Below are 20,921 nucleotides of genomic sequence, written 5' to 3'. Positions count from 1 at the left end.
TTTTCTCATGCGCGTCGTTTCCGGCATCCAGCCCACCGGCAATCTCCACCTCGGCAATTACCTGGGTGCGATCCGCAACTGGGTGCGCATGCAGGATGCGATGGAAGAAGGCAGCCAGTGCCTCTTCTTCCTCGCCGATCTCCATGCCATTTCCATGCCGCACGATCCGGCGGAACTGAAGAAGGGCACGCTCGAAATGGCTGCGGCGCTGGTCGCCTGCGGCATCGACCCCCAGCGTTCGGTCCTGTTCAACCAGGCCCAGGTCCCCGCCCATGCCGAACTTCAATGGCTGCTTGGTGGCACTGCGCGGATGGGCTGGCTCAACCGCATGACGCAGTGGAAGGACAAGGCCGGCAAGAACCGCGAAGGGCAGTCGGTCGCGCTGTTCACCTACCCCGTCCTGCAGGCTGCGGACGTCCTCCTCTATCAGGCAACCCACGTACCGGTTGGCGAGGACCAGAAGCAGCACCTCGAACTGGCGCGCGACATCGCGCAAAAGTTCAACAACGACTTCGCTTCTGAAGACGCGCCGGTCTTCACCCTGCCCGAACCGATCGTTCCGCCGCAGGCTGCACGCATCATGAGCTTGCGCGATGGCAGCGCCAAGATGAGCAAGTCCGATCCTTCGGACATGAGCCGCATCAACCTGGTCGACGATGCTGACGAGGTGATGAAAAAGGTCAAGAAGGCCAAGACCGACCCCGAACCGCTGCCGAGCGAGGAAGCGGGTCTGGAAGGCCGGCCCGAGGCGCTCAATCTCGTCACGATCTACGCAGCCCTCACCGATGGCAGCGTCGAAGGCGTGCTGCGCGACTTTGGCGGAGAGGGCTTCGGCAAGTTCAAGCCGGCGCTGGGCGAACTACTGGTGGAAACGCTGCGTCCGATCTCGACGCGATTCAACGAATTGCTTGGCGATCGCGAGGCTCTCGATGCCATTCTCGCGAGGGGCGCCAGCCGTGCGCGCGAAATCGGCACGCCGACCCTCGATGCAACTTATGGCGCGCTTGGTCTCGTAAGGGGCTGAAACCCGGTTGGAAAACAGGTCAAATGTGAATCCGGACATTCAATCCGGGTTCATCACGGCTCGTCTACATCAAAGCACATTCGCTGACAGTTTGCCTTGGGGAAGCGGCAGGCTGCGCTTATCTGCGTAACCGTGATATGGTGCGCACCCGTTGAAAGGGACTGAGTATGACTGACCTTACCAAGGGTTGGGGGCGCAGGCTCAAGCTCGCCTCCGTACCGATGATCCTTGCCGGCCTTGCCGCTTGCGCAACGCCGTTCAATGCCGATGTCTCGCGTTTCCAGACACAGCTCCCCGCTCCGGCAGGCGAAAGCTTCTTTGTCGTCGCAGACGATCCGGCCCTGGCCGGCGGCCTCGAATTCTCGCAGTATGCCGACCTCGTCGAAGCGCAGATGTCGCGCCTTGGATACGTCCAGGCTGCATCTGCGGAGGATGCATCGCTCCTCGTTCGGTTCGACTATGGTGTCGACAAGGGACGTGAGCGCATCCGCAGCACCGGCTTCTCCGATCCGTTCTACGATCCATGGTACGGTTATGGCCGCCTTGGCTACTCGCGCTATCCGTTCGGTCGCTCGGGCTTCTATCGTTCGCGCTTCTACGGCTCGCGCTGGGGCTTCGGCTTCTACGATCCGTGGTTCGGTGGCCCGGAAGTGACCAGCTACACGGTATACACCAGCGGCATCGACATGAAGATCGACCGCGCGGCCAGCGGCGAACGACTGTTCGAAGGCAAGGCGCAGGCCATGTCGACCTCGAACCGCCTGCAGTACCTCGTCCCCAACCTGGTCGAGGCGATGTTCACCGACTTCCCGGGCAACTCCGGGGAAACGGTCCGCATCTCGATCGCCCCGGAAAAGAAGACCGTTCGCAAGGTCGACTGATCCGTCCGACAAGACAGGAAAACGGGAGGGCGGCCCTTCGCGGGGCCGCCCTTTCTGTTTGGCGATCCGATAGCTGGCAGAAATTACGCGAGCTTGGCGTGCCCGCCGGTCGATCCGAAGCCGCCTGCACCACGATCGGTTTCATCGAGTTCCTCGACCTCCGACCACCTCGCCTGCGTAACCGGCGCCAATACCAGTTGGGCCACACGGTCCCCGCGGGCGATGGCGAAGGCCTCCTCGCCGTGGTTGATCATGATGACCTTGAGCTCGCCGCGATAGTCGCTGTCGATCGTCCCGGGCGTGTTGGGCACGGTCATGCCGTGCTTGAGCGCGAGGCCCGAGCGCGGGCGCACCTGGATTTCATAGCCATCGGGTATGGCCACCGCGAAACCTGTAGCCACCGCATGGCGCTGGCCGGGCTTTATGGTGACGTTTTCTGCCGCGAGCACGTCCATGCCTGCTGCACCGCTGGTGGCATAGGCAGGCAGGTCGAGACCGTGGCCGTGCGGAAGCCGTTTGATCCGCACCCCAACCGGGTCAGTCATTGTGATCGGCCTCCGGTGCGGCAAGCGCTTCGGCTGCCATCTTCACGAGTTCGCGCGCGACATCTTCCTTGGGCATTTCGGGCAGGCTCTGGACGCCCGCCGAGGTGACCACATGGACCTGGTTCAGGTCGCCGCCCATTACACTCTCGCCCTCGGAGAAGGCGACGTTGTTGGCGATGATCCAGTCGGCACCCTTGCGCTTGCGCTTGGACTTGGCGTTTTCGACCACGTTTTCGGTCTCTGCCGCAAAGCCGATCAGCAGTTGGGGGCGCTTCTTGCCCGCGGCGATGCTGGCGAGGATGTCGGGGTTCTCGGCGAGGATCAGTGCGGGCGGAGCGCTGCCGCGCTTCTTCATCTTCTCGCTCGAGACGTGCTTGCTCTTCCAGTCGGCGACCGCGGCAACCATGAAGGCGACGTCGGCGGGGAGAGCGTTTTTCACTTCGGCTGCCATGTCGTCGGCAGTCTCCACATCCACGCGGTCGACGCCCGGAGGTGTCGGAAGGTGGACCGGGCCGGTCACCAAGGTGACGCGCGCGCCTGCAGCCGCTGCCATAGCCGCGATGGCGAAGCCCTGCTTGCCGCTCGAACGGTTGGCGATGTAGCGCACCGGATCGATCGGTTCGCGGGTCGGACCTGCAGTCACAAGTACATGCTTGCCGAAGAGCGGGCGATGCTCCGGATCGGGATCGAACTCTGCCTGTCCGGCCAGCGGGGAATCGTCGAACGACACCGAAATCTTGTGCACGTCGCCTTCCATCGGCTGGGGGCGCGAACGCGTGTCGAGCTTGGCGACTTCGTGGTTGATCGCCTCTGGATCGGTCGGCGGCGCGGAGGCGGCCTTGCCCTTCTTGGCGAGGATGGGTCCGGCATCGACCGGATCGACTTCGATCTGTTCCTCGATCTCCTCGGCCGTTTCGGGATCGACTTCCTGGAACTCTTCGAGTTCGGCTTCGATCTCGGCGTGGCTGCGGCGATGGGTGCTGCGCGGGATGATCGCGGAGAGCAGTCCGCCGAGGCCAAGCCCCGACTTGGTTTCGTGCTCCACGACTTCTTCTTCGGTCTCAGGCTCGAGCGCTTCCGCGGCGAGATCTTCGATAGTGTCAGCCGGCGCTGGTGCAGCCAGCTGCGCCTGGGTGGGCGCGGCGATCTCGGGGATTTCGATATCGAGGCTGAGTTCCTCGGCAATCTTGGCGAGGATCGCGGCAGGTTCAGGCAGTCGTCCCGGGCCAAATTCGCCGCAGGCCATCGGCCCTTCGTCCGGGTCCATGACCTTGACGCCGGCCTGGCGCAGCCAGTCGGCATTGCGCTGCGTCGCCGAATGCTCCCACATCTTCACGTTCATCGCCGGAACCGTCAGCACCGGCTTGTCTGTCGCGAGGATAAGAGTGGTGGCAAGATCGTCGGCGATTCCGGCGGCCATCTTGGCCAGCAGATCGGCCGTAGCCGGGCAAACGACCACGAGGTCGGCCTCGCGGCTCAGCTGGATATGGCCCATCTCGACCTCATCCTTGAGATCGAAAAGCGAGGTATAGACCTTGTTTTCGGACAATGCGGCAAGTGCCATCGGGGTAACGAACTGCTGTCCACCTTCGGTCAGGACACATGTCACCGAACCACCGGCCTTGCGGATCATGCGCACGAGTTCGCATGACTTGTAGGCGGCAATACCCCCGCCGATGACGAGCAGGATCTTCGGCCCGGTCACGCCGGCATCCCTGTTTTCATCATCACGCGTGCCGGTTTCGACACGGATCGGCGAATGCATTCCCATCGTCTCATCAAGCGCTTGCTAGCGCCCCCTTTTCATCAATGCCAGCGCGTTGCGCAGGCGGATTGCCCGGGAAGCCGTAGCGCCCTATGGTTGAAAAAGGGGTAACGGGAGGGGCAGATGCACGTAATTCTTAGCGCAATCATCCTTTTGCTGGCGATACTGGACCTGGTTATCGGGACGGGCTTCCTCGTTAACCCTGCCAGTGCGGGCAGCGATTTCGGTCTTTCAATCCTGACGACCCACGGCAGTTCGACACTTCGAGGGGATATGACCGCGTTCTTCTTTGTCGCTGCGATGTCGATGGGCTGGGGCGCATGGCGCAGGCGCGGCGACGTGCTGCTGCCGGCGCTGGGTTTGTTCACCATCGCCATAGCGGGTCGTCTGATCAATCTCGTGCTCGAGGGAACCTACGAGGGCTGGATTGTGCCCATGTTCGTAGAGGGCACGCACATCGTGGTGCTGCTTCTGGCTATGCGGGCGTGGGGTTGGTCACCGCGGCAGGCCTGATCGCGCGCCAAAGGTCGGCCAGCGCGCGCGGCACGAAGGCGAGACCGACCCCGTAGGCGGGCACGAACAGGCCCATCCAGTAAAAGTTTTCCTGCCGCGCGAATATCGCTGTCGCGGCGATGAAGCCTGCGAACCACAGCGTCGCAAGCGCGCCGCTGCGCCCACCCAGCGCAATCCAGCCGAGTAACGGCAGGACGCCTAGCGGTCCGGCCAGCCAGTTGGGCAGGACTTGCAGCAGCGTTGTGACGTGAATGCCGTAGAGGGGCAAAGAGGGTCCGAACATGCCGAGCCAGCCGGGAGAGGTCTCGTCGCCTGGCAATCTCGCGCCCGCGACACCCTGGGCATGGAGCCATAGTCCGATCGCCACCAACAGTCCGGCGATCAGCACGCCTGCCAATTCCCGGCGGCGTCCAGTCAAGAGCGCTAACGCCGCCCAGGCCAGCACAAACGGTGCTGCGAGTTCCCGCACCGCGATCCCGAGCACCGCGGCAACCAGCGCTCCGATCCACCAACGCGTGGAAGAAAGGGCAAGTGCCAGCGAGATGAGCAGTCCACCCACCAATTCGTGCGAGAAGGCGACCTCGGGAATGAATGCCGCCGCCCCGAACAGCAGGGACAAAGTACCTGCTGCATCGCGCTCCCGGCGTGAAGCCTGACCATTAAGCGCCACGAACCATGCCGCGGCGTTGGCCATCCACAACAGGACGGCGATCGCACGCCAGCCGAAATCGCCCCACAGGGCCGCGCCCCATGCGAGGATCGGCGTGCGAACGGTAACGAAAGGCTTGGTCGGAAAGGTGAAGTCGCGATTTCCCTGGAGGGCGACCTGGTAATAGTCCTCTCCCCGCGCGACGGCGGCATGGACCTGGCGATAGAGGTCCATGTCGACCTTTTCACCCTTGTCCAGGCGCTGCTCGATATCAGCAACATGGGCGGTGTCACGCACCCCCAGTGCAACAGCGTTCCACCCCCCCGCGAGCAGGAAAAATCCCAGCACGAGGATGGCAACCCAGCGAGGCGCCTTGCCAAGCGGACGTTGGGGAATGTCGAAGCTCATCGTCTCCCTCTCGCGGTGATCAGGAGCGAGCGAAGCGCCATCGGCAGGAAGGCCAGCCCGATGAACATCGCCGGCGCGACGATTGCACCCCAGTAAAAATTGTTCGCCCGCCCGGCGAGCATGAAGGCAAGGCCATAGCCGAGATAGAGGAAGGTCCCCGTCGTACCCGCAGGGGTCTTCCACCCTGCCCATCCCAGTACCATCAGCAGGACCAGCGGCCCTGCAATTTCATGCGGGAGAAAACGGAGGTTTGACGACAGCACAACGTTGCCGAGCCACCCGGACAGTCCTCGCAACACGAGCCAGGGCGGACTTACGGGATCGCTTTGCAGGACCTGCGGGCTGACCAGCGAAAGATGCCACATCATTGCCATGGCGAAGGCCAACGTCAATGCAGCCCATGCCGAGGCTTCTTTCCAGTCGCGTCGCCACGCCGCCATCGCGCCCATAAGCAGCACGAAGGGCAAGACCTGTTCGCGGATCGCAAGTGCCAGTGTTGCCACTGCCAGCGACCAACCCCAACGACCCGGCGTGTGGAGGCCAAAGGCGAGAGCCATCAGCATCCCCGCCCACAACTCGTGGAGAACGAAATACATCCGGTTGAGCCCGAGAGATCCTCCGACGAACATGAGCGCAGCACCGAACCGGCGCACGCTCTCGTCATGGGCTTCTTCGCCGAGCCGTTTCCACCAGCCCCAGATCGTCGCACCCATCAGCAGGACAGCGAGAAAAAGCATCCCGGGCTCGCCCAGCCAGGCATGAATGTAGGCAAGCGTCGGGAGACGCACCGCTACGCCGGGACGTACCGGATAATTACGCTCGCGCTGCTCTTCGACGATGAAGTCGTAGTAGTTCTCGCCCGCCGCAATCCGCTCGATCACGCGGTCATAGAAGGCGAGGTCCTCATCACGTTCGGGCTTCGCCGAGGTTTCGGCAGGCGCGGTCACGGCGAAGGTCGCGACTTCGGATGGAGTCCCGTCCATGCTTGCGGTGAGCGGTGTGAAGGCTGCAAGGACCAGCAACACCGCTACGACTGCCAGCAAGACCCGAGCAGGCCATGTGCGCCAATGTGCAAAGCGGTCCCACGACGGGGCCGTTTCGCCTACCGTCAGCCGATCCAGCCCTGCGTTATCGCCGCCCATGCCGCGAGACCTCCGCTCAATGCAGCGACGGCATAGCCCAGCCACCCGCGCGAACGCCCCTGTCGCTCACGCTTTTCCCACATCAATTCGATGTCGGGCAGCGGCGGCGGTTCGGGCGCTCCGCCCTTGGGCGGGTAGCGGTCCTCGATCCGGCGGATAAGGTCGGGAAGGCGCAGGAGCGTCTGGGTGTCTTCGCGGATTTTGTCGGCTATTGCGGCCTCGGGCCCGAGCTCGTCGCGGATCCAGTCGCGCACGAAGGGCGCGCTTACATCCCACATATTGATCTTGGGATTGAGCTGCGTGGCGATGCCTTCGACCATCACCATGGTCTTCTGCAGCAGCAGCAGGTGCGGCTGCGTCTGCATGTCGAAGTCGCGGGTGATGGCGAAGAGCCCGTCGAGCATCTGGCCGACCGAAAGTTCGCTCACCGGCTTGCCGCGCATCGGCTCGCCCACGGCGCGCAGCGCGGTCGCGAACTCGTCGACGTTGTGATAGCTCGGCACGTAGCGCGCCTCGAAGTGGATTTCGGCGACACGGCGATAATTGCCCGTAGTCAGGCCGTAGAGGATTTCCGCCAGCCACATCCGCGCGCGCCGGTCGATCCGGCCCATGATCCCGAAGTCGATCGCGGCGATGGTCCCGTCCGGCTTCACGAACAGGTTCCCCTGGTGCATGTCGGCGTGGAAGAAGCCCGCCGAGATCGCCTGCTTGAGAAAGGCGAGAACGAGGCGGGTGGCAATCTCGTCGGTATCGTGGCCCGCGGCCTTCAATTCCTCGACCTTGCTGATCTTGATCCCGTCGACCCAGTCGACCGTCATCACGCGGCCGTTGGTTCGGTCCCAATCGATGCCCGGTATCTCGTAGCCGGGCGTGCCGACCATATGTTCGGCGAGTTCTGACGCCGAGGCGGCTTCGCGCCTCAGGTCGAGTTCGCGCAGAGTCCAGCGCTTGAAATTGGCGATGGTCAGGCGCGGACGCAGGCGTTCCGCCTCGCCGCCCATGGCCTCGACATGCGCGGCGGCCCATTCGTAGGTTTCGATGTCGCGGGCGAACTTCTCGCGGATGCCGGGGCGCAGGACCTTCACCGCTACCGGCCGGCCCTCGGTCGTGACCGCGCGGTGGACCTGCGCTATCGAGGCAGCGCCGACCGGCACCGGATCGAATTCGGAATAGAGCGCTTCGAGCGGCTGCTCGAAACTCGCTTCGATCACTTCGCGGATCTTCTCGAAACCCACCGGCGGCAGGTCGTCCTGCAGCGTCAGCAGATTGCGCGCTGCATCCTCACCGACGAGATCGGGGCGTGTCGCCAGTGTCTGGCCGAGCTTGATCGCTGCCGGTCCGATATCGCGGAAGGCTCCCGCATAGTCGGGGTCGCGCGATTTGATCGTGCCGATACTGAACAGGCCGATAAGCCGTTTTACGGGAACTGGTGCGTTCGGATCGTTCTGGATGCCCCGTAGTGCTCCATGCCGCGCCAGCACCCGGGCCCAGCGGCCCAGCCGCAGGATATGCGTGAGCGGTCGGGTCATCCCCTCAGACCTTCCACCCCGAATGGATCGCGACGAGGCCGCCCATGATCGGTTCGACCCGCGTGTTCTCGAAACCGGCCTCGCGGATCATGCGCTCGAAGCTGGGCATGTCGGGGAATCGACGGATCGATTCGATGAGGTAGCGATAGCTGTCCTCGTCATTGGCGATTGCCTTGCCGATCTGCGGCACGAGCTTGTGCGAATAGAGGTCGTAGGCTTCCTTGAAGCCGGGCCATTCCACGGTCGAAAATTCGAGGCAGTAGAAGCGCCCGCCGTACCTCAGCACGCGGTGCGCTTCCTTCAGCGCCTTGTCGATGTGGGTGACGTTCCGGATGCCAAAGGCGATGGTGTAGGCATCGAAGATGCGGCTCGAGAAGGTCAGTTCCTCGGCGTTCTGGCGGCTCCAGACGAGGCCGTCGATCCCGCGGTCCATCGCGCGTTCGATACCGACGTCGAGCATGTCCTGGTTGATGTCGGACACGGTGACGCTGGCACCTTTGGCGGCCATGCGGAAGGCGATGTCGCCGGTTCCGCCCGCCATATCGAGAATGTTCTCGCCCGGTTGCGGCTTGACGCGGGCCACGAAGCGGTTCTTCCACAGCCGATGCATCCCGCCCGACATCGCATCGTTCATGATGTCGTACTTGGCCGCGACATTGGAAAAGACCTCGCCCACGCGGCCGGTCTTTTCGTTCGCATCGATATCTTCGTAGCCGAAGGAAACTGTGTCGGTCATGGGGCGGTGCCTTAGGGGGAATTGTCAGCGGGGCAAAGGGTGTTAGAGCGCTTGCGTCATGCCTGAACTCCCAGAAGTCGAAACAACGGTGCGCGGGCTCGCCCGGTTCCTCCAGGGCGAGCGGATCGTCAGCGTGCGGGTGAACAGGCCCGACATGCGCCGGCCCTTCCCGTCCGATCTCGTCCAGGCCCTGACCGGAGCGACCATTTCGAACCTGTCGCGCCGCGCGAAATACGGCATTCTCCACACCGACCGCGACCACGCGATGGTCTTCCATCTCGGCATGAGCGGGCGCTGGCGGATCGATCCGGAGAGCGAGGACAAGCACGACCATCTCGTCCTGGCGACTGCCGACCACGTGTTCGCGCTCAACGACCCGCGGCGCTTCGGATCGGTCGATCTGTTGCTGGCACCCGAACTCGAACTGTGGACACCCTTCGCCGCACTGGGTCCCGAGCCACTTGGCGACGCGCTGACGGCGGAGCATTTGCGCGAGGCGACACGCGGACGAAAACAGGCGATCAAGCTGCTGCTGCTCGACCAGCGTATCGTCGCCGGCCTCGGCAATATCTATGTCTGCGAGGCACTATGGCGCAGCGGTATTTCGCCGCGGAAACCGGGCGGCAAGGTGACTATGCCGCAGCTGCGCCGCCTCGTTCCGCTGATCCGCGAGGTGCTGGAGGAATCGATTGTCGCGGGCGGCTCGACCTTGCGCGACTTCGCCGCTCCCGACGGCGAACTGGGCTATTTCGCCAAGGTATTCGACGTCTACGGCCGCGAGGGCCAGCCCTGCAATCGCGCGGACGGAGGCGTCATTCAGCGGATCGTGCAGGGCGGACGGAGCACGTGGTACTGCCCCGTGTGCCAGCGCTAACTACAGATCCAGGGCCGCATATTCGCGCGGCGGGGGCAGGCCTTCCATCTTTTCGCTGAGCAGCGGACGGAAGCTCGGGCGGCTCTTGATGACCATGTACCAGCTCTGCGCCTGTTCGTGGCCCTTCCAGTCGAGCGCACCGAGATATTCCACGACCGAAAGCTGCGCCGCGCAGGCGAGGTCGGCCAGGCTCAGCGTCGATCCGGCAAGCCATTGCCGCGTGTCGACCAGCCAGTCGATGTAATCGAGGTGACCGTGAAGCATCCGGCCCATCTGGCGCAGCACCTGTGCGTCGGGTGACTGCCGCAGGACGAGGCGTTTCTTCATCTTTTCGTGCAGCGCCGGGCCGGTCACGTCGTTGTAGAAATTCTCGTCGAAGAGCGCGACCAGCCGGCGGATTTCGGCCCGCTGCACGGCATTCCCGTTGATCAGCGGATTACGGTCGACCGTTTCCTCAAGGTACTCGCAGATCGCCTGGCTGTCAGCGAGCGTCACGCGACGCTGCGGGTCGTGCAGGACCGGCGTGCGTCCGGCGGGGTTCAGCGACCAGAATTCGTCGCGCGCTTCCCACGGATTTTCGCGCACGAGTTCATAAGCGACATTCTTCTCGCCCATCAGCAGGCGCAGCTTGCGGCTGAACGGGCAAAGAGGGAACGTGTAGAGTTGCCACATGGAGCATCGTCCATGCACGAGGCGCACACCCGCGTCCACCGCAAGCCAGCGCACTCACTCGAAATTTCCGGTGGATCAGTGCCGCTCGGGCAGCGCGTCCTTCATCCGCTCGGCCATTTCCCGCAATGCAGGGGCCATGGCGGCGAAACCTTCGGCCATCGAACCCATGGCTTCCATCGCCCGCGGCAGGTTCTTGCCCACCTGCTTGCTGACCTCACCCGCATCGGGTGCCATCTGGCGCAGGGTCATGTTGGGATCGATTTCTTCAGCCTGTTCGCCCGCCATATCGGCGGCAGCCTTGGCCAGCGGGGCAATCGGCATGTCGAGCAGGACTTCGGTCATTGCCTGGACCATCATCGCCATTTCGCGCTGCCGTTCCGGGTCGCGCATCTGCTCAGCCATTCCGGCGAGCGGTGCGGCCTGTGACGCAGGAGCGGGCGCGTCCTGCGCTGCGGCAGGGCTTGAAAAAGCCGCCATTACGGCGACGGGGAGAATCAGTCTGCGCATGGGATCGACCCCGAAAATTGCTGCGAACGGGTCAAACAGTAGGTTGGCGACGCTTGCACGGTGCTGAACGTGTTCAAAGACCAGAGGCATCGAGCAAGGCAATGCAGCCGGGCAGGATGGCATCGAGCTGCCCCTCATCGGCAACGAGCTCCGCGATCTGCGCATTGACCAGATCGCCCACGGCAGCCCGGTCGGCACCGGTGTCCTCCATCAGCTTGGCCGTCGAGCGAACGAAGAACTCGCGGCCGCGCTCGCCGAGCGGCGGATATTTGGTCCCCTCCGGACTACCGTCACCCTGTAGACGGTTGACGATGGCGAAGCCGACCGAACAGCGCAGCGAAGTGCGTTGCTCGAGCGAAAGGCTTTCCAGCGTCGGCGCGGGTGCGGTCGGAGCAGGAGAATCCTGTGCGATACCGGGTGCGGCAAGGACGAGGGCTATGGGGGCAATGAGGAAGCGCATGGCAACGAACCTAGGCTGCGCATCATGAACAGCAAGCAACTTCGCTTGCGGGTCGCGCGCCGCGAGCCTAACCCGTCGGGCCGAAGGAGAAGAGTACCCATGAAGACCCGCGCCGCCGTTGCCTTTGCCCCCAAGCAGCCGCTCGAAATCGTCGAGCTCGACCTCGAAGGCCCCAAGGCGGGCGAGGTGCTGGTCGAGATCATGGCGACGGGCATCTGCCACACCGATGCCTACACGCTCGACGGGTTCGACAGCGAGGGCATCTTCCCCAGCGTGCTCGGCCATGAAGGTGCCGGCATCGTGCGCGAAGTGGGCGCGGGTGTTACCAGCGTGAAGCCGGGAGATCACGTGATCCCTCTCTACACGCCCGAGTGCCGCCAGTGTAAATCGTGCCTCTCTGGCAAGACGAACCTGTGCACCGCGATCCGCGCGACGCAGGGCAAGGGCCTGATGCCCGACGGGACCAGCCGCTTTTCCTACAAGGGCGAGACGATCTTCCACTACATGGGCTGTTCGACCTTCTCGAACTTTACTGTCCTGCCCGAAATCGCGGTCGCGAAGATCCGCGAGGACGCACCGTTCCAGACCAGCTGCTACATCGGCTGCGGCGTGACGACCGGCGTCGGAGCGGTGGTCAACACGGCCAAGGTGCAGGTGGGCGACAATGTCGTGGTCTTCGGCCTCGGCGGGATCGGCCTCAACGTGATCCAGGGCGCCAAGCTCGCGGGTGCGAACATGATCGTCGGCATCGACATCAACCCGGACCGAGAGGAATGGGGCCGCAAGTTCGGCATGACCCACTTCCTCAACACCAAGGGCATGAGCCGCGACGAGGTTGTCGCCAAGGTGGTGGAGATGACCGACGGCGGTGCTGATTACACTTTCGACGCGACCGGCAATACAGAAGTCATGCGCACCGCGCTTGAGGCGTGCCATCGCGGCTGGGGCACCAGCATCATCATCGGCGTGGCCGAAGCGGGCAAGGAAATCGCCACCCGCCCGTTCCAGCTGGTCACTGGGCGCAACTGGCGCGGCACCGCGTTCGGCGGCGCCAAGGGACGCACCGACGTGCCCAAGATCGTCGACTGGTACATGGACGGCAAGATCGCCATCGACCCGATGATCACCCACGTCCTGACGCTGGAAGAGATCAACAAGGGCTTCGACCTCATGCACGCAGGGGAATCGATCCGCAGCGTCGTGGTCTATTGAATGCATTCGACACCGCATTAAGGTGGCGAATCGAAACCCAAGGAGAGAGTCCCCATGTACAGTCACATGATGGTCGGTTCGAACGACCTCGAGCGTTCGAAGAAATTCTACGACGCCACCTTCAAGGCCATCGGCGGCAAGGAAGGTATCACGGACGAGAAAGGTCGCCTCATCTATCTCCACAACGGCGGCGCCTACCTCGTCACCAAGCCGATCGACGGCGAGCCGGCTACTGCCGGCAACGGCTGCACCATCGGTATCGCGATGACTCCTGAGCAGGCCGACGCCTGGCACGCAGCGGGCGTCGAGGCCGGCGGCACTGCCATCGAAGATCCGCCGGGCGTGCGCGGCGAAGGCACTCCCAATGCCATGTACCTCGCCTATCTGCGCGATCCCGACGGCAACAAGCTCTGCGCCCTCCACCGGATGGGCTGACTGCGCTTGCACCAACGCGGCGAACAGGGATTGCTGGCCGACCTTGCGTCGCTGGCAATCCCTTTTTCGTCCCAGGAGCACATTGCGGTTTTCACGGTTGAGGAAAGCCGCAAGGTCGACCGGGACATCCCCGGTGCACACACCAAGAACCTCTTCCTCAAGGATACCGCCGGCTCTTTCTGGCTGGTCACCGTCCCAGCGGAGGCACGGGTCGACCTGAAGGCACTGCCTCACGCCATCGGCTGCAAGCGGGTGAGTTTCGGGAAGGCCGAGGACATGGAGCGGCTGCTGGGCATCTCGCCCGGATCGGTCACCCCGCTAGCGATGATCAATGCCACCCCGGCCAGCGTAACGGTCGTGCTCGACGCTTCGCTCGCCGATGCAAAGCGGGTCAATGTCCACCCGTTGCGAAACACCGGCACGCTGGGCCTTGAAGGCACAGCCATTCTGCGGTTGCTCCGCCACTGGGGCCACGTCCCCAAGGTCGCGGCAATTCCGACGGTCGCTAGCTAGCCGCCATTGCCATCCACATCGCGCCCATCAGCCCGGCCGAACGCGTGTCGCCGACCAGGCTGGGGTGCATCCGGTTCATGACGAAGGCGTAGGTCGCGCGGGCGTCGAAATCGATGACTGCGAGCGATCCGCCATAGCCACCCCAGAAGGCCATGTTCTTGTTGGGCATGGGAAGCATCTCGCCCGGCAGGCCGAAGCCAAGGCCATAGCGGATCGGCATATTGAGCAGCACCATGTCGTGCCCCTCGACCTGCTGGTCGAGCACCCGGCGGCAACCTGCCTCCGACATGATGCGCTTGCCGCCGAGCTCGCCGCCATTCGCCAACAAGGCATGGACTCGCGCGACCGAGCGGGCATTGCCCGTACCGCCCGCCGCCGGGATTTCCGCCCCGCGCCACTCGCGCGTGCGGGTTACCAGCGGATCGATCGGAGGATTGGCGAGGCTCTTGCGCTGGATCTCGCTGCTGAAGTCCCCGATGGCCCCGTTCGGCGGGTCGAGATCGGCAACACGATAGTCCTCCGACGCGGGCAAGCCGATATGGAAATCCGCGCCAAGCGGCTCGGCGATCTCTTCGCGGAACACAGTCCCGATCGACTTGCCGGCAACGCGTCGGACAACCTCGCCGACGAGGTAGCCCTGCGTGATCGCGTGGTAGCCCGGTGCACTGCCCGGCTTCCACCAGGGTGCTTGGGCTGCGAGCAGCGAGGTCGCCTTCTCCCAGTCGTAGAGGTCTTCGCCAGTCATTGGCTCTTCCCAGCCCGACAGGCCTGAAGAGTGACTCATCAAGTGACCGACGGTAACCGCTTCCTTACCGTTGGCGGCAAACTCGGGCCAGTAACGTGCAACCGGCGCGTCGAAGTCGATCTCGCCACGATCGGCCAGCAGCAGCGCGGTGATCGCGCACATGGTCTTGGTCGTCGAATAGACATTGACGATGGTGTCGGCGTCCCAGGCCCGCGTCTTCTCGACGTCGGCCCAGCCGCCCCAGACATCGACAACCGTCTCGCCATCGATGGTGGCGCAGAACGAGGCGCCGAGGTCTGCCCCGCTTGCAAGGTTCGCTGCCATGACCTGGCGAACCGCTGCGAATTTCTCGTCACAATGCCCGTGAACTTCCATCGCGCTCTCCCAACCGCGTGATCCGCACGGTTCATGGCCTGCGGCGAGACATGCGGCAAGCACGCACTTGCGAGGATCAGACTGCACGGCCAAGGGACAGGCATGACACTCGACTACCTCTCGCAGAACCGCGCCTTCAACGGCGACCAGTTCGTTTGCTCTCACATGTCGGAGACGACTGGCACGGAGATGACCTTCTCGGTCTATGTCCCGCCGCACATGCCAGGCGTGAAGCTGCCGGTGTTGTGGTACCTCTCGGGCCTGACCTGCACCCACGCCAACGTCACCGAAAAGGGCGAGTATCGCGCGGCCTGTGCCGAGCACGGCATTGTCTTCGTCGCCCCCGACACCTCGCCGCGCGGCGAGCAAGTGCCCGACGCAGCCGACGAATACGACTTCGGCAAGGGCGCGGGCTTCTATGTCGACGCGACGCACGAACCGTGGGCCGCGAACTATCGGATGCGCAGCTATGTCGAACGCGAATTGCCCGACCTGATCGCCGAGCACTTCCCCGTCGATCTGTCGCGGCAAGGCATCACCGGTCACTCGATGGGCGGCCACGGCGCACTGACCATCGGCCTGCGCAATCCCGACCGCTTCCGCTCGGTCAGCGCCTTTTCGCCGATCGTGAACCCGTCACAGGTGCCGTGGGGCGAAAAGGCCCTCAGCCGCTATCTTGGCGAAGATCGCGATGCCTGGCGCGAATACGACGCTGTAGCGCTGATCGAACACGGCGCGCGGCTTGACCACCTGCTCGTCGACCAGGGCACTGCGGACAATTTCCTCGAGGAGCAATTGAAGACCGGCGCCCTCGCCATGGCCTGCGCCAAGGCTGGCATGAAGCCCGAAATCCGCATGCAGGAGGGCTACGACCACTCCTACTACTTCATCTCGACCTTCATGGCCGAGCATGTCGCCTGGCATGCAGCGCGAATGGGAGCCTAACGCGAGAGTTCGAACACCGCGAATTCAGCGCGCAAATTGGCTGCGGCTGCACCGACAGGGCGCCCGCCGGAAAAGAACCACTCGTTGTCGATCCGCGCACCCTTATCCCGAGCCAGCTCACGGAAGTCGGCAACGGTGACGTGGTGGATGTTCTGGGTCGCGTACCAGCTCACTGGAATGCTGCGCGTGACCGGCATCTTGCCGCCGAACATGAGCGCGGCGCGGGTGCGCCAGTGGGCAAAATTGGGGAACGAGACAAATGCACGAGTGCCTACGCGCAGCAATTCGTCGAGCATGCGGTCGGGCCTCGCGGCGGTTTGCAGAGTCTGGCTGAGGATGGCGTAGTCGAAACCCTTGTCGGGATAGTCGGCAAGGTCCCGGTCGGCATCGCCCTGCACCACAGAAAGTCCCTGCGAAACACAGCGCTCGACGCAACCCGCATCGATCTCGATCCCGCGCACGTCACAGCCCGCCTCGCGCATTGCGAGCATCAGCGCACCATCGCCGCAGCCGATGTCGAGCACCCTGCTTCCGGGGGTCACATGATTGACGATGACGGCAAGGTCTGGACGAAGCATCATCCGAGGAATCCCCCGATGACCCGGTCGAGCGCGGGCACGTCGAGCAGGAAGCTGTCGTGTCCGTGCGGTGCGCTGAGTTCGACAAAGCTGACCGCCGCCCCCGCCGCATTGAGCGCGTGGACGACATGGCGACTTTCCGGCGTGGGATAGAGCCAGTCGCTGTCGAAGCTGACGAGGCAGAAACGTGCGCTGGTGCCCGCGAAGGCATCGGCCAGCTTGCCGCCGTGTTCCTCGGCGAGGTCGAAATAGTCCATCGCGCGCGTGATATAGAGATACGAGTTGGCGTCGAAGCGCTGCGTGAAGCCGCTCCCCTGATAACGCAGGTAGGATTCGACCTGGAAATCGGCGTCGAAGCCGAAGCTCTTCGCCTCCCGGTCCTGCAAATTGCGCCCGAATTTCTCGGTGAGCGCCTCTTCGGAAAGGTAGGTGATGTGCGCCGCCATCCGCGCCACGGCGAGCCCGCTGTCGGGCGCTTCGTCGCCGTAGTAATTACCGTCTTGCCAGCGCGGGTCGGCCATGATCGCTTGCCGCCCGAGCTCGTGGAAGGCGATGTTCTGCGCCGAATGCCTGCTGGTCGAGGCGATGACGAGCACGCGCTCCGCCCTCTCGGGCCAGTTCGCGGCGAGGCTCAGTGCCTGCATCCCGCCCATCGATCCGCCGACGACTGCGTGCAGCTTCCCGATCCCCCGAGCGTCGAGCAGGCCGACATGTGCGCGAACCATGTCGCGGATGGTGATGACCGGAAAACGCATGGCGTAGGGTTGGCCATCTTCGGCGAGGCTTGCCGGACCGCTCGATCCCATGCAGCTGCCGATGACATTGGCGCAAATGACGTGGAAACGGTCGGTGTCGATTGGCTTGCCGGGTCCGACCATCCGTTCCCACCACCCGGGCTTGCCGGTGATCGGGTGCGGCGAGGCAACATACTGGTCACCGGTCAGGGCGTGGCACAGCAGGATCGCGTTGGAGCCGTCCTCGGCCAGATCGCCGTAGGACTCGTAAGCCACCTCGACGCGCGCAAGCTCGCCCCCGCCGTCGAGGGGCAGAGGTGCGGGCAAGACCAGCGTTTCGGAATGCGCGTTCAAATCGGACCTTGGGGCGAAACAATGAAACCCTGCCTCTAACCGCAACCCTTGCGCTTGTCGAAGGGCCGATATTCTTTCATGCGGCAAAGCCAGAATGGCAGAGAGACCAACCCTGAAACCGTGGATCGAGGCAATCCACGCCTATGTGCCCGGCAAGTCGAAGACTTCCGACGGGCGCCCGCTCGTCAAACTGTCGGCGAACGAGAACCCGCTCGGCTGCAGCCCGAAGGTTCTGGAGGCGCTCGCAGGCAAGCACCAGCCGAACTTCTACCCCGACCCCGATGCGACCGCACTGCGCGAAGCGATCGGTGCCGCTCATGGCATCGACCCTGCGCGGATCGTCTGCGGCACGGGCTCGGGCGAGTTGCTGCATTGCGCGGTGCAGGCCTTTGCCGGACCGGGTGACGAAGTGCTGTTCCCGCGCTACTCGTTCTCGCTCTACCCGCTGCTGGCATGGAAGGTCGGCGCCGAGGTCGTGATGGCCGATGCCGTCGATTACGAACCGAATGTCGACACGCTGCTGGCTGCCGTCACCCCGCGCACGCGGGTGGTGCTGCTCGACAATCCCAACAACCCAGTCGGCACCTGGCTGCCCCGCAGCGAGGTCGAGCGGCTTCATGCAGGGCTTCCGGCCGATGTCCTGCTGGTCGTCGACCAGGCCTATGCCGAATTCCTCGAGGACGGGCTGGACGATGGCGGCATGGAGCTTTCCGCTCGGGCCGACAATGTCCTTGTGATGCGGACCTTTTCCAAGGCCTTCGGAATTGCTGGAGAACGCATAGGCTGGGCGACCGGAGCGCCGCATCTCGTCGATGCGCTCAACCGGCTGCGCGGAGCCTTCAACGTAACTGCGAGCGGGCAGATGGCCGCGCTTGCCGCGCTGTCCGACCCCGATTTCGTGCGCCACGCGCGCGATGCGAACAATGCGTCAATGAAGCGCTTCATTGACGACCTGACAGCGCTCGGAAACCATGGTGTTCGGTGCCTGCCGAGCAAGGCCAATTTCGTGCTGGTGGTTTTCGAAGGCGATCTCGACGCGACGACCGCGCTCGAGGCGATCGGCGAGGCAGGCTATGCAGTCCGCCACCTGCCCGGACAAGGCCTGCCCGAGGCGCTGCGCATCACCATCGGGACACAAGCGCAGATGGACGACATCGCCGCGGTCCTGCGCCGGCTATGCGAGGGCGCGGCATGAGCGTCTCGCGCGTCGCCATCATCGGCCTGGGTCTTATCGGCGGCTCCATCGGTCTTGCCGTTCGCGAGATGCTGCCGAACGTCCGGACCACCGGCTGGGATGCCAGTGCCGACGTGCGCAAGCGTGCCGCGACACGTGGACTTGTCGGTACGGTCTGCGAAACGGCTGCCGAAGCCGTCTCGGACGCCGAAATTGTCATCCTCTGCGTGCCCGTCGGCGCGATGGGAGAAGCGGCGCAAGAAATAGCCGGGGCACTACCCGCCGGAGCCATTGTCAGCGACGTCGGCTCGTCCAAGCGCAGCGTCGGCGAGGCGATTGCCAAGGCGCTTCCCGGCGCGACCGTCATCCCGGCGCACCCCGTCGCGGGCACCGAGAAGAGCGGGCCCGATGCGGGCTTTGCCGAACTCTTCCGCCATCGCTGGTGCATCGTCACCCCGCCAGCAGGCGCGAGCGAGGAGGCCGTGGCCAAGGTGTCGGATTTCTGGGAAGGCCTCGGCGCCAAGGTCGAGATCATGGACCCGGCGCACCACGACGTCGTGCTCGCGGTGACCAGCCACATCCCCCACCTCATCGCCTACACTATCGTCGGCACCGCCAGCGATCTCGAGGACGTGACCCGCGGCGAGGTGATCAAGTATTCGGCCGGTGGTTTCCGCGACTTCACACGCATCGCGGCCAGTGACCCGACCATGTGGCGCGACGTCTTCCTGACCAATCGCGACGCCGTGCTCGAAGTGCTCGGACGCTTCACCGAGGACCTGACCGCACTCCAGCGCGCGATCCGCAACGGCGACGGCGACACTCTGTTCGACCTGTTCGAGCGAACCCGCGCCATCCGCCGGTCGATCATCGAGGAAGGCCAGGACGACGCGCGCCCCGACTTCGGGCGCTCGGATCACTAGACCCGTTCGAGCCTGACATGCGGTTGGGGCGGTAATATCGCCAGGACCGGATCGCCGGCGCGAACCTCGCCCCCCTTCAGTACCACGCCCATGATCCCGGTCTTGAGGACCGCGCGTCCCTGCGCGTCGCGCCCGATCATCGGCTTGAGCAGGCCCGGACGGAAGTTCTCGATCTGGCGACAGGGATTTCGAAGTCCCGTGACCTCGATCTCAGCCGTTCCGCCGATCTGCAGCCGTGAGCCACGCGGCAGGTCGATCAGATCGAGCCCGCGAACAAGGATGTTTTCGCCCAGGTCGCCAGCAGCAAGGTCGAAGCCGAGACTCGCCATCTCCTCCAGCAGCTCGACTGAGATCAAATGGACCTGCCGCAGGTTCGGTTGCGATGGATCGACTGCGACGCGCGAGCGGTGCTTTACCGTTCGGCCCAGATGCGCATCTCCTTCGACGCCCAGCCCTTCGATCAGAGTGACCGCATCGCGCACGGGCTTGGAGAAGTTGTGGCCGGGGCCCGCGCTGACCGCGACGACGCGCCCGATCCGATCAGTCATTGAGCGCGTTGATCGCGGTCCGCACCCGCGCCTCGACCTCATCGCGCGGCAGGCCCGGGGGGATCGGCTCCCCAAAGCGATAGATGATCCGTCCCGGCTTCTTTAGCCAGCGATGGTAGACCGGGCCACTGTTCACAGCCACCGGGACCACCGGCAGGCCGAGCATCTTGTAAAGACCGGCGAAGCCCGACTGGAGCTCGCGGTTCTCTCCGTGCGGGACCCGCGTTCCCTCCGGAAAGATGACCAGGGGACGTCCCTCAGCGGCTAACGCTTTCGCGGCGCGGATCATCTTCATCAGCGCCTTCGCTCCGGCGTCGCGTTCCACTGGCACCAGCCCGAAGGCAGTAGCGGCACGCCCCCACAAGGGAATGCTGAAAAGCTCCTGCTTGGCGAAGACCGAGGGAAGGTAGAACAGGCGCGGCGCATCGATCGCCTCGAAGAAACTCTCGTGCTTGATCGCATAGAGCACCGGCTCGTCGAGCGGCGCGCCTTCGATCACGATATCGCAGCCGAGGAGGTGCGTCAGGCACCAGCGCTGCCAGCGCGGCCAATCGCGCACGCGGGCTCGGAACAGGTCTACGCTGAACGGTAGGGAGAGGAGCGATGCTGAAGTGATCAGCAGCGAGCCGATGTAGAAAGCGACGTAGAACGCGATATTCCTCAGCACCCGCATCGCTTGT

General features: G+C 64.1%; 24 protein-coding genes. 10 read left to right on the top strand and 14 right to left on the bottom strand.

Annotated features, from left to right (window positions below):
- Positions 1-7: 7 nt before the first annotated feature.
- Positions 8-1,024 carry a tryptophan--tRNA ligase gene (gene trpS, locus RAM60_RS14430; protein ID WP_369026175.1) on the top strand — a complete coding sequence of 339 codons (1,017 nt, stop codon included), beginning with the start codon at positions 8-10 and terminating at the stop codon, positions 1,022-1,024.
- A 167-nt stretch (positions 1,025-1,191) separates the two neighbouring features.
- Positions 1,192-1,905 carry a DUF4136 domain-containing protein gene (locus RAM60_RS14425; protein WP_369026176.1) on the top strand — a complete coding sequence of 238 codons (714 nt, stop codon included), beginning with the start codon at positions 1,192-1,194 and terminating at the stop codon, positions 1,903-1,905.
- An 83-nt stretch (positions 1,906-1,988) separates the two neighbouring features.
- Here RAM60_RS14425 and dut read toward each other — a convergent pair whose 3' ends face one another.
- On the bottom strand, positions 1,989-2,450 hold the full coding sequence (gene dut / locus RAM60_RS14420; protein ID WP_369026177.1) for a dUTP diphosphatase: 462 nt from the start codon (positions 2,448-2,450) through the stop codon (positions 1,989-1,991).
- A complete protein-coding gene (locus RAM60_RS14415; protein ID WP_369027317.1) occupies positions 2,443-4,215 on the bottom strand; it encodes a bifunctional phosphopantothenoylcysteine decarboxylase/phosphopantothenate synthase in 1,773 nt (590 codons plus the stop codon). The genes dut and RAM60_RS14415 overlap by 8 nt, the downstream gene beginning before the upstream one ends.
- A 123-nt stretch (positions 4,216-4,338) precedes the next feature.
- Between RAM60_RS14415 and RAM60_RS14410 the strand changes: the two genes are divergently transcribed.
- Complete coding sequence (locus RAM60_RS14410) at positions 4,339-4,728, top strand: hypothetical protein (RefSeq protein ID WP_369026178.1); 390 nt, start codon at positions 4,339-4,341, stop codon at positions 4,726-4,728.
- Here the strand turns inward: RAM60_RS14410 and RAM60_RS14405 are convergent.
- The 4 genes from RAM60_RS14405 to RAM60_RS14390 form a co-directional block, all read right to left on the bottom strand.
- The gene (locus RAM60_RS14405; protein WP_369026179.1) at positions 4,691-5,785 is read right to left on the bottom strand and encodes a hypothetical protein; all 1,095 of its coding nucleotides are present in this window, start codon (positions 5,783-5,785) and stop codon (positions 4,691-4,693) included. The two genes, RAM60_RS14410 and RAM60_RS14405, sit on opposite strands and share 38 nt — an antisense overlap.
- Positions 5,782-6,828 (bottom strand): hypothetical protein, encoded by a 1,047-nt coding sequence (locus RAM60_RS14400; RefSeq protein ID WP_369026180.1) that lies wholly within the window; start codon positions 6,826-6,828, stop codon positions 5,782-5,784. The genes RAM60_RS14405 and RAM60_RS14400 overlap by 4 nt, the downstream gene beginning before the upstream one ends.
- A 65-nt stretch (positions 6,829-6,893) precedes the next feature.
- The gene (gene ubiB, locus RAM60_RS14395) at positions 6,894-8,456 is read right to left on the bottom strand and encodes a 2-polyprenylphenol 6-hydroxylase (RefSeq protein ID WP_369026181.1); all 1,563 of its coding nucleotides are present in this window, start codon (positions 8,454-8,456) and stop codon (positions 6,894-6,896) included.
- Between the two features lie 4 nt (positions 8,457-8,460).
- Entirely contained in the window at positions 8,461-9,192 is a 732-nt protein-coding gene (locus tag RAM60_RS14390; RefSeq protein WP_369026182.1) for a class I SAM-dependent methyltransferase, read from the bottom strand.
- 58 nt (positions 9,193-9,250) lie between these two features.
- Here RAM60_RS14390 and mutM point away from each other — a divergent pair, with 58 nt between their 5' ends.
- Positions 9,251-10,066, top strand: coding sequence for a bifunctional DNA-formamidopyrimidine glycosylase/DNA-(apurinic or apyrimidinic site) lyase (gene mutM / locus RAM60_RS14385; RefSeq protein WP_369026183.1), 816 nt, complete (start codon positions 9,251-9,253; stop codon positions 10,064-10,066).
- On the opposite strand, the gene RAM60_RS14380 is transcribed toward mutM, so the two are convergent.
- The 3 genes from RAM60_RS14380 to RAM60_RS14370 all read right to left on the bottom strand — a co-directional run bounded on the left by RAM60_RS14380 (position 10,067) and on the right by RAM60_RS14370 (position 11,705).
- Positions 10,067-10,738: a glutathione S-transferase family protein gene (locus tag RAM60_RS14380; RefSeq protein WP_369026184.1), complete on the bottom strand. Its 672-nt coding sequence runs from the start codon at positions 10,736-10,738 to the stop codon at positions 10,067-10,069. It lies immediately after the preceding gene.
- 75 nt (positions 10,739-10,813) lie between these two features.
- Complete coding sequence (locus RAM60_RS14375; protein WP_369026185.1) at positions 10,814-11,245, bottom strand: hypothetical protein; 432 nt, start codon at positions 11,243-11,245, stop codon at positions 10,814-10,816.
- 73 nt (positions 11,246-11,318) lie between these two features.
- Positions 11,319-11,705, bottom strand: a complete 387-nt coding sequence (locus tag RAM60_RS14370; protein WP_369026186.1) for a hypothetical protein — start codon at positions 11,703-11,705, stop codon at positions 11,319-11,321.
- Between the two features lie 99 nt (positions 11,706-11,804).
- Here RAM60_RS14370 and RAM60_RS14365 point away from each other — a divergent pair, with 99 nt between their 5' ends.
- Genes RAM60_RS14365 through RAM60_RS14355 form a run of 3 tightly spaced genes read left to right on the top strand, consistent with a single transcriptional unit; the run spans position 11,805 to position 13,865 of the window.
- Positions 11,805-12,917 (top strand): S-(hydroxymethyl)glutathione dehydrogenase/class III alcohol dehydrogenase, encoded by a 1,113-nt coding sequence (locus tag RAM60_RS14365; protein ID WP_200981994.1) that lies wholly within the window; start codon positions 11,805-11,807, stop codon positions 12,915-12,917.
- 54 nt (positions 12,918-12,971) lie between these two features.
- Positions 12,972-13,352, top strand: coding sequence for a VOC family protein (locus RAM60_RS14360; RefSeq protein ID WP_200981993.1), 381 nt, complete (start codon positions 12,972-12,974; stop codon positions 13,350-13,352).
- Between the two features lie 6 nt (positions 13,353-13,358).
- Complete coding sequence (locus tag RAM60_RS14355; protein WP_369026187.1) at positions 13,359-13,865, top strand: prolyl-tRNA synthetase associated domain-containing protein; 507 nt, start codon at positions 13,359-13,361, stop codon at positions 13,863-13,865.
- Here the strand turns inward: RAM60_RS14355 and RAM60_RS14350 are convergent.
- Entirely contained in the window at positions 13,858-14,985 is a 1,128-nt protein-coding gene (locus RAM60_RS14350) for a serine hydrolase domain-containing protein (RefSeq protein ID WP_369026189.1), read from the bottom strand. The genes RAM60_RS14355 and RAM60_RS14350 overlap by 8 nt on opposite strands.
- Positions 14,986-15,087: 102 nt before the next feature.
- On the opposite strand from RAM60_RS14350, the gene fghA reads away from it, so the two are divergent.
- The gene (fghA, locus tag RAM60_RS14345; RefSeq protein ID WP_369026190.1) at positions 15,088-15,930 is read left to right on the top strand and encodes an S-formylglutathione hydrolase; all 843 of its coding nucleotides are present in this window, start codon (positions 15,088-15,090) and stop codon (positions 15,928-15,930) included.
- Here fghA and metW read toward each other — a convergent pair.
- Both metW and metX read right to left on the bottom strand, forming a co-directional pair.
- Positions 15,927-16,511 (bottom strand): methionine biosynthesis protein MetW, encoded by a 585-nt coding sequence (metW, locus tag RAM60_RS14340; RefSeq protein WP_200981989.1) that lies wholly within the window; start codon positions 16,509-16,511, stop codon positions 15,927-15,929. The genes fghA and metW overlap by 4 nt on opposite strands.
- A complete protein-coding gene (gene metX, locus RAM60_RS14335) occupies positions 16,508-17,596 on the bottom strand; it encodes a homoserine O-acetyltransferase MetX (protein ID WP_369026192.1) in 1,089 nt (362 codons plus the stop codon). Before metX ends, metW begins: the two co-directional genes overlap by 4 nt.
- 94 nt (positions 17,597-17,690) lie before the next feature.
- Between metX and hisC the strand changes: the two genes are divergently transcribed.
- Both hisC and RAM60_RS14325 read left to right on the top strand, forming a co-directional pair.
- Positions 17,691-18,791 carry a histidinol-phosphate transaminase gene (gene hisC / locus RAM60_RS14330; RefSeq protein WP_369026194.1) on the top strand — a complete coding sequence of 367 codons (1,101 nt, stop codon included), beginning with the start codon at positions 17,691-17,693 and terminating at the stop codon, positions 18,789-18,791.
- On the top strand, positions 18,788-19,693 hold the full coding sequence (locus tag RAM60_RS14325; RefSeq protein ID WP_369026196.1) for a prephenate/arogenate dehydrogenase family protein: 906 nt from the start codon (positions 18,788-18,790) through the stop codon (positions 19,691-19,693). Before hisC ends, RAM60_RS14325 begins: the two co-directional genes overlap by 4 nt.
- Here RAM60_RS14325 and RAM60_RS14320 read toward each other — a convergent pair.
- Positions 19,690-20,241, bottom strand: a complete 552-nt coding sequence (locus RAM60_RS14320) for an MOSC domain-containing protein (RefSeq protein ID WP_369026197.1) — start codon at positions 20,239-20,241, stop codon at positions 19,690-19,692. The two genes, RAM60_RS14325 and RAM60_RS14320, sit on opposite strands and share 4 nt — an antisense overlap.
- Positions 20,234-20,914, bottom strand: coding sequence for a lysophospholipid acyltransferase family protein (locus tag RAM60_RS14315; RefSeq protein ID WP_369026199.1), 681 nt, complete (start codon positions 20,912-20,914; stop codon positions 20,234-20,236). The genes RAM60_RS14320 and RAM60_RS14315 overlap by 8 nt, the downstream gene beginning before the upstream one ends.
- Positions 20,915-20,921: the final 7 nt, after the last annotated feature.

Source organism: Qipengyuania sp. RANM35 (assembly GCF_041021145.2).
Classification (GTDB): Bacteria; Pseudomonadota; Alphaproteobacteria; order Sphingomonadales; family Sphingomonadaceae; genus Qipengyuania; species Qipengyuania soli.
The sequence above is the reverse complement of the archived record's forward strand: the minus strand, read 5'-3'. Positions and strand labels throughout refer to the sequence as shown.